The following is a 14,088-nucleotide window of genomic DNA, read 5'->3' as shown; positions in this document are numbered from 1 at the left end:
AAATTTTACAGGTGAAAGGTGAGATGGGGCTGGTCGCTCGATGCGAATTGTTCCAGCCGCGCTTTAACGGAATAGGCCCGTTCGATATGGTCAGGTGTCAATACGTCCTCGGGCGCCCCAAATGCCACGACCCTTCCACTGTGGAGCAGAAGGGCGCGGTCGCAGACCCGCCCGGCAAGATTGAGATCGTGAAGGCTTGTCACGATTGTGATGTTCAGGCTGCTGATAAGCGCAACGATTTCGAGCTGATGACGGATGTCCAGATGGTTCGTCGGCTCGTCAAGGATCAACAGCTCGGGCTCCTGAGCAAGCGCCCGGGCAACCATGACGCGCTGTCTTTCACCGCCCGACAGGGTGCCGAAGGAACGCGTTGCCAATGGAAGAAGTCCCATCCTGTCCAAAGAGCGATCCACGACCTCCGCGTCTCTGTCACCGTTTCCGGAAAACCCGGTACCGTGAGGCCGTCGTCCAAGGGTGACGATTTCCCCGACGGTCAACGCGAAGTCGGTTGGCTGCTCCTGCAGAACGGCGGCAACCTTCCTTGCCGCAGACCTTGCGGACATCTTCCAGATATCAACGCCATCCAGGAATACTGCGCCTGTGCTCGGTCGGTGAAAGCGGTAAAGCAGACGCAGCAATGTGGATTTTCCTGCACCGTTCGCACCTGCAAGCCCCAGAACCTGCCCGGCGGCAAGGTCGAAGCTGATCGGATGCAGGATTGTGTCGCCCTGCCCTGCGCGCCAGCTGGCGTCTTTGACGGAAAGCACCGCGCCGCTCATGAGACCGCAGCCTTGTCCAGTTCGGTCACAATCATCGCCGCCGGAATGCGGGCAAGCGCCGTACGTGCGAGCTTGCCAGGACGTTGCCCGGAATTGCACCACCCGTCATCAAGATCCCGGTATTGCTTTGCAAAGGCAACGAGATCGTCAATGTCCGTGTCCGGATCTATGTCACCGAAGAGATAGGTTGCCTTTTCGCTGGCACGATACGCCACCGTACAGGGACGTGAACAACCTGCCATGCAGGCAATTCCGGAGACTTCGAAATCGGGCCCGGTCAACGGCAGCGCCTTTGACAAAGCGTCCCGCAGGTTTGCGATCAGTTCAAACCCCGGACGGCAGTCCGTACCCTTGTGGCGGCAGGACGTGCAAACGAAGATCTTGTGGGTCTCACCACTCATTTACTGCCTCCTGAAGCCAAGGCTTGTCCTTTTGCGGTTGCCGCATCCGGGCTTCCGGTTTCACTCGGAAAGACGTCCGTCCTCGCGTCGGAGACAGACTGAAATTCCAATTCATGTAATGTTATTACATTACGTTGATTTCGCATTGCAATAGACAACTTGCCCCCGTTCGGGCACATCGCCCTGGCGGCACGATCACTCAAGCTCGTTCTGGCAAGGAAAGTGGGACGGAAGTCAGCAGATTCGTCTTGTGTCCGGTTCATATCGCCCTCCGCGAATGCACGGGGCTTTCAAGAACCGAATGTCAAACTTTGTCAGCTGTCGCTGTTTCGCCATGTCACCCGCTCCTCCGGAACACCCCGTCCGGGTTGAAGTTAAAGATGAAATGGCAGGTCTCCTGACTTGCGGGTCAAAGTTGGCCTGATCCTTCCCGGGAGATCCCAGTGGTGTTTTCAGGTTTACTCGCCGCTCACAGTTGCGGGGGCAGTCACGGATTTGGTGCCTAATGGCTACGCCGCACCGTGTTCCCTTTTAATCCCGATCCGGCTTCGGATACGAGAGCCATGTGATCTGTGTGACGAAAATCGCCGGGTCTGTCAACGAGGAAAGTCGCATTCGACAGCCGGTCCGCCTTTTTGAGTTGCCAGGGACAAGGCCTCTTAAATTCATTTAAAATTTATGCAGCCAAAGAAAAAGCAAATGGTCATTGATGACAAGAAAAAGGCCAATATGATTGCTAGAAGGAACTCGCGAATGAAGACGAGCCTGACCCAAAAACAATAACAGCGAGATGCCCGATTGATCTTTCGATTGATACTACTTGCGATACTCATCGTGATGCCGGGAGTCACGCGATCGGAAGAATCTGCAAAATCCATCGTGATGATCACATGGCGTGGTCTCACACCGGCCGAATACAGTTTCGCCGAAAAGCTGGACGAACTCGGTATCAACGCGAAATTTGAGTATTTCGATGCAGAGCGTGACCAGACCAAACTGGCCGGTTTCCTGCGCGAAAGACGGGAAGATCTTCAATCGAAGGATTTGATATACACGTTCGGCACAACGGCCACCCTGACCGTTCAGAACTTCGACCTTGAGACAGTGCCCCGCGTCTTCAACATTGTCACCGATCCTGTGGGCGTCGGTCTGGTAACATCGCTGGACGCTCCGCCCCCGGGTCTGACCGGCGCGAAAATGTCTCTGTCGCCGGAAGTCATTCTCGACTTGCTGGGAAACATCCACGACCTCAAAACGCTGGCGATCCTGTTTGACCCAAGGGAGAGCAATGCGGTGGCGGAAGCCGACCGCCTCATGCTGGCGGCAGAAAAACGCGGGATAGTGCCAAAGCTGTTGAGGTTCGCTCCAGATGCGGACGAGAAAGACCTTCTGATTGCCTCTTTCAAACCCGAACTTGCTTCTTCAGACGCGGTCTATGTGACCTCTTCGTCGTCCTTCGTGGCCCATAACAGCGTCTTGAAGGAGATCATCCCGGACGATCTGGTCAGTGTCTCCTCCTCCACCGCCTATGGCGAGGAAGACGTCACGCTGGTCTTCGGAACAGAGTACCGTGAGCGCGGAGAAGCTGCGGCCACGCTGGCGGCCAAGATCCTGTTGGAACAGGTTCCCGCACATTCCCTGCCGATCAACGAGATTGCCGCATCCGATGCGACACTTTTCGTCAACAAGAACAGCAAGGCGGCCTCCGCCCTCCAATTGGAAAATGCGACGAATCCTGTCGTCTACAGGTAGAGACAGGTCTGGCTCGGTCTGGAACAAGGGCAATACCAAAACAGAGCGCCCATCACACCAAACAGGCAAGCCTATTCCTCATGGTGGCGCGGCGTTATTCTTCGGGCCAGCCTGAATGCGCCTTACCAAGACTGAATATCAAGCCCGGAGACGCTCTCCCGCTGACGGTTTATCGAAGACAGATGACAGGACTTCAACCTGGCTCTGCCCAAGCCTGCCATAAGCCGCCCCGGCCTCTCCGAAAAGCCAGATCAGCCGTTCGCAAAGGTTCATCGCATTCAGCACGTGGATCTTCCCCTGGCCCGTCAGAAGCTGTTCATCTTGCAGGTAGGCAACCTTGATCGCATTGATGCCGTTTCCTTTTTTTGACGTCAGTCTGGCCAGCACGTCCAGGGCATCGCTGTTTCTGTCACGGGCAACTGAAATCAGCACATTCAGGATGGCATCAAGTCCTTCAACGGCTGAGTCCGCAAACCACAGATCCGGGCTCTTCTTGCGCAGATGATAGACTTCCGCACCAAAGTCGTTCAGCGCACCGCGCATCTCTTGCGTGAGATACAAAATGCGTACCAGCATATCGACATGCTTGTGTTGGTCCGGTGACAGCGAACGATTTGATGCCAGGTCCTGGAGCGCCTCGGCGATGATCTTGTGCAGGGCTCCGGCAGCTTCCAGATTTGCATGAAGCTTTTTGGCGCCGCGATCACATCGCATGCTGTCAAATGCTTCAGAACTCAGCTGCAGAAGCCGAACAGTTTCCAGTTCAATAAGTCTTTGGACAATCGGCGGAGGCTCCTGACACGGCAATGCGAGGTGCTTCGGCTTGGCGCCATGCTCTGCGCGCGTCTCGGGACTGAGCTTTTGAAGCAACTCCGCAGTTGGACCACACAGCAACAGGAGAAACGGTGCTGGCAACACGTTGAACAAGACATAAGCAAGCGCAACCTGGGTGCCTGGATCATTGCTCAGGTGCGACACCAGATAGACCACAAGCGGAATTCCGGTCACGGCCTCGATATACATCAGCGGCAAGAGGATCGAAGCCGAAATCGCGTTGAATCCCAGTTTGTAAAGCGCGACCTGCCTTTGCACGCCAGTCAGATTGGCCGAAAGCAGCACCATGAGGATCGAACTGCCTATGTTGGCACCAAAAACAAACATGATGCCGTCCTGCAGCTGAAAAAGTCCGGACTGCAGGAACACGATCATGATCGCTGAAACGGCAATCGATGACTGCGCGAAAACGGTCAGGACCATCCCGGCAAGAAAGGCCAGCACAGGCGCTCCTGCCGTTGCTTCTACGAACTGTACGAACCAGGCTTGCGTTTCAAGCTGCGATGCCGCGTCGCGCATGATCTGAAAACCCAGAAACAGGAGACCGACGCCAATTGCAGCGCCCGATACCTGTTCCTTGTGCCGCGAGCCAAATGCGTAGAAAATTCCGGACACGCCGATGAGCAGCAACACGGCCACCCGAATGTCCAGCGTCAAAAAGAGCACAATGAGCCCGGCACCAAGATTAAGACCGAGAACGACCGGCTGAACCTGCCGGAGTGTCATCATGCCCGCGCGCACCAGCCCGACCAGCAGAAACACGGCGGCAGTGCCGCTTTGGGTCAGTACGATCATCACCATTCCGACCGACACTCCCGCAGGTGCCGTCGACGTCAGTCTTGCAATTCGGCGTTTCAGTTTCTGATCGGCAAGCCGTTTGAGGTTGACGCAAAGAAAATGCATCGCGAAGAAAAACAGACCCAGCCCCGCAAACATGGTTGCGGCGATCTCAACATGGTTCGAAATCAGCTGACCTCTCCCCGCGCGCTCATCTCATCGGCATGGACATTGAGAACCGATGCGAAACCGGAAACCTCGAACACTTCGCGCACGCGTCCGGAGACACCGAAAACGCCCATCTGACTGGCATGGCCACGCAAGTAAGTGGCAGTCGCCAGAAGAACGCCAAGGCCGGCGCCCGCCAGATAGGTGACCTTTCCCATGTCGATAAGCAGCTTCGGCGGAGCGGTTTCGAGCAACTCGCGTAAGGAACTCTCGAACTCGGCCAGTGTTGCCAGATCTATGCGCCCCGACGGGCGAACGATGCAAAGAGCATTTTCTCGATAAATTTCTATTTTCACGGCAATATTTCTCCGGATTATTCTTGTCATTAACCAGGAGGGTCATTCAGTATTTTTTGGATTGCACTCAACGAAGACCTTCAAATTGCCTTCGCATGCGAACCGGTTTTTTAATTAAAGTCTTAGTCCAGCAAAAAAATCATCAAATCGTGCGCCCATCAATAAATTCAGACGCGCAACTTATCCTAAGGTAAGATCAGTTCCTTCAATTGTCACCCCCTCAATTTTATCAGGTGTTTGTGTGCCTTGAAAAAGGCGTCAGGAAACAAGGCAACTAAGTTCACTTAAGGACGGTCTGTCGCCGGAAATTCCTTTGGTTTCTTGCACGTTTCAAGGCTGCTAATGAGTCGCTGCCTCTATTTCGGAAATGGTCAGCTGAACCTCGGAGATCCTGACTATCCAGAAGCAAGCACGCTTCGTTCAAAACCTGAGTCGCGACGTATGCTCGCCCTGATAGTTACGGCACCATGACAGCACTCATCACGACATCCACCTGGGCATTTTTGTATGTCTCAGTATCGTCAAGCATCAGTTTTTGACTGCCGGAGATTGTGTGGCACTTGTCGAACACAAAGATCTTGTGTTGCATATTTAACTGACTTTGATCCAAAAATATCGGCTCAGCAGCCTATGATTAGAAAGATCTTAGTTTTGCCATCCCATATATTACCGTTATATATAAAATCGTCATACCTAATACAATTACTATTGTATCAAGTAAATAAAATACTGCCAAAACCACCAGGGAAAGAAAGAAAAGTTCTATTAATTTAAGTATTTTTCGTCCATATTGAGTTCGATTCCTCTACCTTGCTCGCATGAACGTAAATATTGATGCAATGACCATCACCAAGAACGAAACAATCGAATCCAAGGGAGACACCAAAAAATAGTTCACTATTATTATCACAATAAAGGCGACACCGATGTATACGATCGATCTCAGAATCGACAAGTATTCTTTCCCAATATTCATCGAATGCTTCCCTTCTCCTTATGAATCTTGGCTCAATTTTCGGAGAATTGCGTCCGATAGCTGCCAACGCCTACGCTTCCAGTGCGGCAACTTCAACAAGTCTTGCGCCATTTCTCGGACTTGCTCTCGCAACCAATCCGGCATCTCGACTCCTTCTCTACAGCTTCAATTTCCGCATGAATTCCTGCTTGTCGCCTTTCGCGGCAGACCCTGCTGCAAACACCCGGAAGAGTACATACAGAAGCGTAAGAACCAGTGCGCAGAGCAGACCGATCCCGGCCCCGACCAGAGACCAGATCGACAGTGAATCAGGCGAATAGAAAGCCGCACCAAGAAACGCGAAAACGATCCACATGCTCCAGATATAGTGTTTCTTCTTCATGCGTTGGCTCCTTATGAGTCACGAATGCTTTTTAGCTCACTGAGCAGCTTGTTCCAGAGTTTCATGTTGCCGTACTCGAATCCAACTAGATTTGCGGTGTCTGGATCAACCTTCGTCAGCATCACTTAGATACTCCGACCGCATAAGCACGGCGAGACAGATTGATCAGATATCTTTCTTCCTCAAAATCAGGAAGTTTTTACCTACAGCATCTTTCTTGGCATTGTTGTAGAGATGGTTTAGTGGTCCAAACGTGAGCGAGAGAGTTACCAGTAACGGAACGACAGATCTCATGAAAATCAGAAAAAAGACAACGAAATATACTTGCTCATAGTCATAATATTCAAACGTTGTGTAAAAATATAACAGCACTAAAAGGTAAATTGTGAATTCAAAAACCCATCGAAGCAATGTCATTTCGCACCTGAAAGCATTAATTCTCTGATATACAAGCTACGATTTTATCGATTTTTTTGAAGTAAAAAACAACTCCCCCAAAAAAAATTCGAACTATTTCAATCCCTAATCGTGCGTATCGTTTGACCGTTAGAACAGCACTAACGCGCGTTCAGTTTAAGAATTCTAGGGCTTTTCAACCCGCTCCGAACGAGTCGCTCTGAATAACTTCAGCCAAAGCATCTTCACTCGGCCCGCTGGAGTTAAAACTGATTGTAGCTCACACAGTTGCAGTCAAAACCGGGGCTTGAGCATTCTTGCATACTATATTTGAACGATTTACCGCGTTCGAAATGCTCAACAAAAAAGTAGTCCGTCCGAGCCGCTCGGCTAAATGCCTTGCAGTGCAGTACATTTTCATTCCGAGCGCCAACTTCCCTTTCGCAAATCTGCTTTCCGTTTATGAACCATTCGTTCACTCGCCGGTCCGGGTTGTCACCCTCAAAAACAAAAGAACCCAAATCGAAACGCGGGTGTTTGGTGTAAAGCACGCGATGATCTTGCGTAAATTCAACTCTCGCAATGCCGTCAGCAGAACAATTCAGGAATTTTTTGCCAAGTATTTGTCTTAGATCTTCTTCTGCACCCAGGTCTAATTCGACCCGAGAAATGACGGTTGCTCGCGCCTGGACGATAGAAAGTGTCATCAAAAACATTATCGTTGTCAGTGTCTTGAGCATTCAGACGCTCCTATTGAGTAGAATTGAAAATTCATGATCCGACACAACAACACCGAGCATTAATCCGGCTTCTGCGTTGCCCTGCTGAGAACGTCAACACACACTTGCAGCTGTTGTAAAATAATCGGAATTTTGACGGCATCGACGGCAAGACTGACCGATGAGTTCTCTGGTTTGACGATCAAAAGGTTTTGCTTCACGAGAAGATCGATTTCCGCCTGTGAAAGCGGCCTTTCCGTCCTTAGTGCAAAATCAAGTCCAGCCGAGGCTGGAACCGTAATCTGCTCCTCGCCATAAGATACAAGCAGGTCTACATTGAATTTCGTACCCTCAACAAAGACCCCGGGCCAAAAGTATGTGTCTATCGCAACGCCGGGATTAGCCAGATCATAGACAAACCAGAAAGACATATAAGGTGCGTGACTGGTCTCGATGACAGGCCGATTGACTGCCTTGCATTTTGCCTTTTCGTTCCAGACCGTCCAGTTTCCATCCTGATACCAGAAACTGACATCCGACTTTGCAGTTGTTGTCATTAGAGACAACAGGCATAGGGCAGCGAAAAATCTGTTCATGGCTGGCTCCTTGTGTGTCACGGCAGTTCAGATGAAACACAGGCCTGACATTAGGAGGGAACTGAGCCCGGTTCACAATCCCACATTGTCAATTTTCAGGTCTGGCTGGCTCAAATCCCCGACCTCGACAGGTCCCCTTTCCATGCCGGAAATCGCGATGATGAAAAATGCCAAGAGCGCAACTGGGAATTTTCATGTGAATGTCGAGGTAAGGTCCGTATCCCAGTTTGGCTTTCGGATTTCTGACATCTTACACCGGCGCACTCGAAGGGCTTCCGAAATTCGCCCAAAAGTGACAAGGCGTTTAATTCATCAACCAGCTTTTGTTCAAATACCTTCCCTAAGCATTCTCGCGGCCAATTGATGAAATGGAAAAAGACAAATGGCGTTGATGCGACAATGAATCCTATCCAGAGCACGGCATTGACCGGGTAATCGAACGACATTGAAAGCACAGATGCGGCAAACGAGAGCCCTCACCAATTCGCAAGAGATCGAGCATGCTTGTCACTGAGTATCCGATGATCCCTCATCCCGGCTCCGCATGAGCCACTGTCGGGATTTCCTTTTTGACCGTCCGACCCCTCAATCCTCGATAAGGGTAGAGCTGCCTTGTGGGAAGGTCACAGCTTCGAATTCCGGGTAGGCCAGGCGCAGTGTCTGCAAAGTCGGCCCTTCGGCTACGCGCGACAGATACCATGTGCCGTTTTCCTGAAACGCCAGCGTGAAAGATTTCAGTTGGTAGGTCTTGTCCTGAAACGTCACCACCGTTTCCGTGGGGATCAATAGGTACGCCAGACCCGTTTTTGTCTCGGCGAATTGCGCGGCGGACAGATCCAGTTCATTGCTCCGGAAGTCTTGCTGGGCATATGCCTGCCTGATCGCTTTCTCGACCATCGCACGGACGTCCGGAGCCGTGGAGCCGGTCTGACGCACGATGGCAGGGATAACTTTGGGTGGCATTTCGGACATCAGGACGCGAATATCGCCTTCCACTCTGGCGACCTCGTGCGCATCGATGCGGGCCTGCAACGCAGCTTTTTCTGCGGGGTCCAGGGTGTCGGCATGTGCTGCTGTCAGCGGCAACAGTAGGACCAGTAAGGCGGTAAGAAGCGGGTGCATCAACATGTCTTCCGTCCCTCTATGTCTGAATCGACGGATGCCTTCCAAGTTATTTTGAAAGGAGGCCAGTTTGGCGGCCTCGGCGCCCGTTTTCAAGTTTGCCTGCAGTAACAGCGGATGAAGTACTGAGTTTGACGGCCATATCCGGCGCACCTACCAGCCAGGAAGATCCGGTTCGCGGCAGGTGTTTTGTCGCCCGATTGCGAGCATTGAGCGCTCGCGGCGGAAGGTCCGTTTGGCGGCACGTGAATACTAGGGCGCGGACTCATAATCAGTAGCTGACGAAAAAGATTCGACGCTGGCCAATTAATAGTTATTGTATAAGTCTCGGAACTTTATCAATTTAAATTCACAATTACTATGGGTAAATTTACAGTGAAACCACCTTTTGCAAAATATTATATTTTAGGTCTGCTGGCTCTGGGGGGATGCGTAACAAGCACGACTGGGGATCGTGTGGCTTATGATCATCCAAATGCAAGTCAACAACAATTTTTTTCTGATCGGGCTGAATGTGCCGCCCAGGCAAAGGGAATTCGGCAAACGGAATATGGCAGTGAAACAGGTATCAACGATGCCATTTGGGACAACTGTATCGCCGGCAAAGGCTACAGCCGTAACGATGCGACCGGCAGGATAGAAGTGCCGAAGGATCTTAGGGTGACAACTTACTAAAGGTACTGCGTACACATTTGACGACCGGTTGTCTTTGGAAGGTGGCGACCTGTCACACATTGTGTGCCGTTGCATCGATGCGGGACTTTTAGACGGGAATATCGTCGCTCGCCAAGCCGACGCAAAACGCGAGAGGTTGAACCGCTTCTTGCAATCAGAAAATTGTGACTCATGAGGCCCCTCTCCCCTCAATCAAACAAATCGCTCGGTCTCTACAAAGAACAATTGCCCCCGGCGCCATCATATGTCCGAAAACAGGCCCGCCCTGACATTTCTGAAAACAATGTCACTTGCCAACAAAACGCAAAAATCCTACCTCCTTGACCATGAAACAAGATGCCTTCCCCCCACGCGCCGAGGCGCGCCCGCAAAGCTATGAAACCCACGGCATTTCGCGTCAGGACGACTATGGTTGGCTGCGCGCGGACAACTGGCAGGAGGTCATGCGCGATCCGTCTGTCCTGGATGCCGATATCAGAGCCTATCTGGAAGCTGAAAACGCTTACCAGGATGCTCTTATGGAACCGACGAAAGAGCTTCAGGAAAAGCTCTTTTCGGAGATGCGCGGCCGCATCAAGGAAGACGACAGCTCCGTTCCCTCCCCCGATGGTCCCTATGCCTATGGCATGAAGTTCGAAACCGGCGGCCAGCAGCCGATCTTCTTCCGCACCCCGCGCGATGGCGGTGAGGAAACAGTTCTCTTGCACGGCGACACCGAGGCCGAAGGCAAAGCCTATTTCCGGATTGGCGGTGCAAGCCAGTCACCGGACCACAAGCTGCTTGCCTGGGCCTATGACGACAAGGGTTCGGAATACTATTCGCTGCAACTGCGCGATATGGCGTCCGGCAAGGACATGGACTACAGCATCGCCGACACCGGTGGAGGCGGCGTCTTCTCCGCCGACAGCAAATTCGTGTTCTATGTTCGCCTGGACGACAATCACCGCCCTTCAAAACTGTTTCGCCACAAGATTGGCACCGATCCTGCGGAAGACGTGCTTGTCCACGAGGAGGAAGACGCCGGATTTTTCATGGGCGTCGGCAAAACCCAGTCCGGCGATACGATCCTGATCGACATTCACGATCACGAGACGTCTGAAGTCTGGATGATCCCGGCCGACCAGCCGGAGGCGCCGCCCGTCCTAATCGCTCCGCGCGACACCGGCGTGGAATATTCAGTCGACGATCATGGCGACACGCTCTACATCCTGACCAACCTGGGCGACGCGGAAGACTTCAAGATCGTCACCGCTCCGAAGGCAACGCCGGGCCGCGAATTCTGGACGGATTTCGTTGATCACAAACCCGGCTGCCTGATCCTGGCGCACAGTGTGTTCAAGACCTTCATGACCCGGCTGGAGCGTGAAAACGGCTTGCCCCGCATCGTTATTCGCCGGCTGGGTGACAATGTTGAACACTCGGTGGAGTTTGATGAGGAAGCGTATTCGCTGGGTCTTGGCGGCGGCTATGAATTCGACACGACCTCGATCCGCTTCAGCTATTCCTCCATGACCACGCCGTCGCAGACCTTCGACTACGATGTCGAGACCCGCGAACGGGTTCTGCGCAAGGAACAGGAAGTGCCATCCGGCCACAAGGCCTCGGATTACGTAACGCGACGTCTCATGGCACCTGCGGCAGACGGCGAAACCGTCCCCGTATCCATCCTTTATCACAAGGACACCAGGCTCGACGGATCAGCGCCGCTCCTGCTCTACGGCTACGGATCCTACGGCATCACGGTATCGGCCAGCTTCAACACCAATTCCCTGTCCCTCGTCGATCGGGGTTTCGTCTATGCCATCGCCCATATCCGCGGCGGCAAGGACAAGGGGTTCCGGTGGTACAAGGACGGCCGACGCGAAAACAAGAAGAACACCTTCACCGATTTCATCGCAGCTGCCGACCATCTGGTCGCCGAAAAGCTGACCTCCCATGACCGGATCGTCGCACAGGGCGGATCGGCCGGAGGCATGCTGATGGGCGCGATCGCCAACATGGCGCCGGAAAAATTCGGTGGCATCATCGCGGAAGTTCCCTTTGTCGACGTTCTGGCGACGATGCTGGACGATACGCTGCCGCTCACGCCGCCCGAGTGGCCGGAGTGGGGCAACCCGATCACCGACAAGACGGCCTATGAATACATCGCGTCCTATTCGCCATACGACAATGTCGAAGCCAGGGACTACCCGGCCCTGCTCGCAGTTGCCGGATTGACGGACCCGCGCGTGACCTATTGGGAACCTGCCAAATGGGTCGCCAAACTCCGGGCAACAAAAACGGACGACAGCCTGCTCATGCTCAAAACCAACATGGATGCTGGTCACGGCGGCGCATCCGGACGTTTCGACCGTCTGAAAGAAGTCGCGCTGGTACAGGCCTTTGCGCTCATGGTGACCGGCAAAGTCTAGACCGGCCATAAAGAATCACATTTTTTTGAGACTTGGACCGGCCCCGCACGCGGGTCCGGTATTCCCTTTGTGCAGAAATAGCTTAGGTTGTTTTCAAAACACCGTTACAACAACGCACAAAGGGGATGTCATGACAAAGTCATTGCGCCGGGGCTGTTTCACCGCAACCGGTTTTACTCTTGCCGCCGCCCTGCTTTCCTCTGTTTCGCTTGCAAGCGCTGCAGAGCTTCGCTGGTCCTCGCCGACGGATCCGCAAACCATGGACCCCCACGCGGTGAACTCCGCACCGGTTCTCGGCTTCCTGAACAATGTTTATGAAGGCCTTGTAAGGCGCGACAAGAACATGCAGATCGAAGGATCCCTTGCGGAAAGCTGGGAGCCTCTCGGCGGCGACGGCTGGCGCTTCAAGCTGCGCGAAGGTGTAAAGTTCCACGATGGCGCCGACCTCACGGCGGAAGACGTCCTGTTCTCCTATGAACGCGCCTCTTCGGAAGAAGCCGACACAAGCTCCTGGTTCGCACCCGTGAAAGAGGTCAAGATTGTCGATGACTATACGGTCGACTTTCTGACCCATGCGCCCAATCCGATCTTTCCCGATTCAATCGCCAACTTCATGATCATGGACAAAGGTTGGGCGGAGGCCAACGGGGCGGTGCGGCCCGCCAAGGAAGAAGAGACCTACGCGACACTCAATGCAAACGGTACGGGCCCGTTTGTGCTCGCCTCCCGCGAGCCCGGCGTTCAGACCGTTCTGGAGCCATTCGACGGCTGGTGGGACGAAAAACAGCACAATCTGACCAAGGCAACCTTCCTTCCAATCGCCAATCCGGCAACCGCCGTTTCCGGGTTATTGAGCGGACAGGTCGACCTGATCAATCCGGTTCCGGTTCAGGACGTGTCCCGGATCGAGAACCAGGACGGGCTGACATTGCACCAGGGCATTGAGGCGCGTGTGATCATGCTGGGTTTTGCCCATGGACATGACGCCCTGAAATACTCGGACGAAACGAGTGACAAGAACCCCTTCAAGGACGTGAAGGTGCGCGAGGCTGTCCAGAAGGCCATCAACGCAGAAGCTCTTGTCGACAAGATCATGCGCGGCAACGCGGAAGTGGCGACACAGCTTGTCAGCGCGCAGATGAAGGGGCACAGCAACGCGGCGACGGACCGGATCGGCTACGACCTGGATGGTGCAAAGGCTCTGCTGGCAGAGGCAGGCTATCCGGACGGCTTTTCTTTCGGCCTTATGTGCCCGAATGACCGCTACATCAACGACGAGGCACTCTGCAAGGCGATGTCCGCAATGCTGACACAGGCCGGCATGAAAGCCGAACTCAATGCCATGCCGGTGCGAAACTACTGGCCGGAACTGCGCGCGGGCAATTTCGACATGTATCTTCTCGGCTGGTCGCCCGGCACATTCGACGCCGAGCATCCCGTCCGTTTCCTGGTCACGACCAAGAATGACGAAAAGAAACTCGGCAGCTGGAACTTCGGCGGCTATTCGAACGCGCGCGTGGATGAACTGCTGTCTCTGATCCAGAAGGAAATCGACGCCGAAAAGCGTCAGGCAATGCTCGATGAAGTCGCCAAGATCATTCGCGACGACGTTGTCTATGTACCGCTTCACATTCAGCCGCTTCTGTGGGGCTCGAAAGCGAACGTGGATTTGACGCAGCGGGCCGACAACTTCCTGATGCTGCGCTGGATCAACGTGAACTGACGCCGCTCCTCGTCGAGCATG

12 protein-coding genes and 1 riboswitch are annotated in these 14,088 nt (G+C 53.4%); of the genes, 4 read left to right on the top strand and 8 right to left on the bottom strand.

Going from position 1 to position 14,088, the window contains the following annotated elements:
• Positions 1 to 5 precede the first annotated feature (5 nt).
• Positions 6 to 779, bottom strand: coding sequence for an ABC transporter ATP-binding protein (locus Q0915_RS06645; protein WP_299481065.1), 774 nt, complete (start codon positions 777 to 779; stop codon positions 6 to 8).
• Entirely contained in the window at positions 776 to 1,180 is a 405-nt protein-coding gene (locus Q0915_RS06640; RefSeq protein WP_299481062.1) for a DUF1636 domain-containing protein, read from the bottom strand. The genes Q0915_RS06645 and Q0915_RS06640 overlap by 4 nt, the downstream gene beginning before the upstream one ends.
• A gap of 369 nt (positions 1,181 to 1,549) precedes the next feature.
• Positions 1,550 to 1,755, bottom strand: a riboswitch (cobalamin riboswitch).
• Positions 1,756 to 2,017: 262 nt separating this feature from the next.
• Between Q0915_RS06640 and Q0915_RS06635 the strand changes: the two genes are divergently transcribed.
• The gene (locus Q0915_RS06635) at positions 2,018 to 2,932 is read left to right on the top strand and encodes an ABC transporter substrate binding protein (RefSeq protein ID WP_299481059.1); all 915 of its coding nucleotides are present in this window, start codon (positions 2,018 to 2,020) and stop codon (positions 2,930 to 2,932) included.
• 138 nt (positions 2,933 to 3,070) lie between these two features.
• Here Q0915_RS06635 and Q0915_RS06630 read toward each other — a convergent pair whose 3' ends face one another.
• The 6 genes from Q0915_RS06630 to Q0915_RS06605 form a co-directional block, all read right to left on the bottom strand.
• The gene (locus Q0915_RS06630) at positions 3,071 to 4,702 is read right to left on the bottom strand and encodes a Na/Pi symporter (protein WP_299481056.1); all 1,632 of its coding nucleotides are present in this window, start codon (positions 4,700 to 4,702) and stop codon (positions 3,071 to 3,073) included.
• A gap of 29 nt (positions 4,703 to 4,731) precedes the next feature.
• Positions 4,732 to 5,067 carry an STAS domain-containing protein gene (locus Q0915_RS06625; protein ID WP_299481052.1) on the bottom strand — a complete coding sequence of 112 codons (336 nt, stop codon included), beginning with the start codon at positions 5,065 to 5,067 and terminating at the stop codon, positions 4,732 to 4,734.
• A 1,133-nt stretch (positions 5,068 to 6,200) separates the two neighbouring features.
• Entirely contained in the window at positions 6,201 to 6,425 is a 225-nt protein-coding gene (locus Q0915_RS06620; protein WP_299481049.1) for a hypothetical protein, read from the bottom strand.
• 659 nt (positions 6,426 to 7,084) lie between these two features.
• The gene (locus Q0915_RS06615; protein WP_299481046.1) at positions 7,085 to 7,561 is read right to left on the bottom strand and encodes a hypothetical protein; all 477 of its coding nucleotides are present in this window, start codon (positions 7,559 to 7,561) and stop codon (positions 7,085 to 7,087) included.
• Between the two features lie 59 nt (positions 7,562 to 7,620).
• Positions 7,621 to 8,136 (bottom strand): hypothetical protein, encoded by a 516-nt coding sequence (locus Q0915_RS06610; protein ID WP_299481042.1) that lies wholly within the window; start codon positions 8,134 to 8,136, stop codon positions 7,621 to 7,623.
• Between the two features lie 585 nt (positions 8,137 to 8,721).
• A complete protein-coding gene (locus tag Q0915_RS06605; RefSeq protein ID WP_299481039.1) occupies positions 8,722 to 9,354 on the bottom strand; it encodes a hypothetical protein in 633 nt (210 codons plus the stop codon).
• A gap of 279 nt (positions 9,355 to 9,633) precedes the next feature.
• On the opposite strand from Q0915_RS06605, the gene Q0915_RS06600 reads away from it, so the two are divergent.
• The 3 genes from Q0915_RS06600 to Q0915_RS06590 all read left to right on the top strand — a co-directional run bounded on the left by Q0915_RS06600 (position 9,634) and on the right by Q0915_RS06590 (position 14,067).
• Positions 9,634 to 9,933 carry a hypothetical protein gene (locus Q0915_RS06600; RefSeq protein WP_299481036.1) on the top strand — a complete coding sequence of 100 codons (300 nt, stop codon included), beginning with the start codon at positions 9,634 to 9,636 and terminating at the stop codon, positions 9,931 to 9,933.
• A 326-nt stretch (positions 9,934 to 10,259) separates the two neighbouring features.
• Positions 10,260 to 12,344 carry a S9 family peptidase gene (locus Q0915_RS06595; protein WP_299482119.1) on the top strand — a complete coding sequence of 695 codons (2,085 nt, stop codon included), beginning with the start codon at positions 10,260 to 10,262 and terminating at the stop codon, positions 12,342 to 12,344.
• A gap of 130 nt (positions 12,345 to 12,474) precedes the next feature.
• The gene (locus Q0915_RS06590) at positions 12,475 to 14,067 is read left to right on the top strand and encodes an ABC transporter substrate-binding protein (RefSeq protein ID WP_299481033.1); all 1,593 of its coding nucleotides are present in this window, start codon (positions 12,475 to 12,477) and stop codon (positions 14,065 to 14,067) included.
• The last annotated feature ends 21 nt before the right edge of the window (positions 14,068 to 14,088 follow it).

It is taken from the genome of uncultured Roseibium sp. (genome assembly GCF_947494555.1).
Lineage (GTDB): Bacteria > Pseudomonadota > Alphaproteobacteria > Rhizobiales > Stappiaceae > Roseibium.
This window is presented reverse-complemented; position numbering and strand designations above follow the sequence as displayed.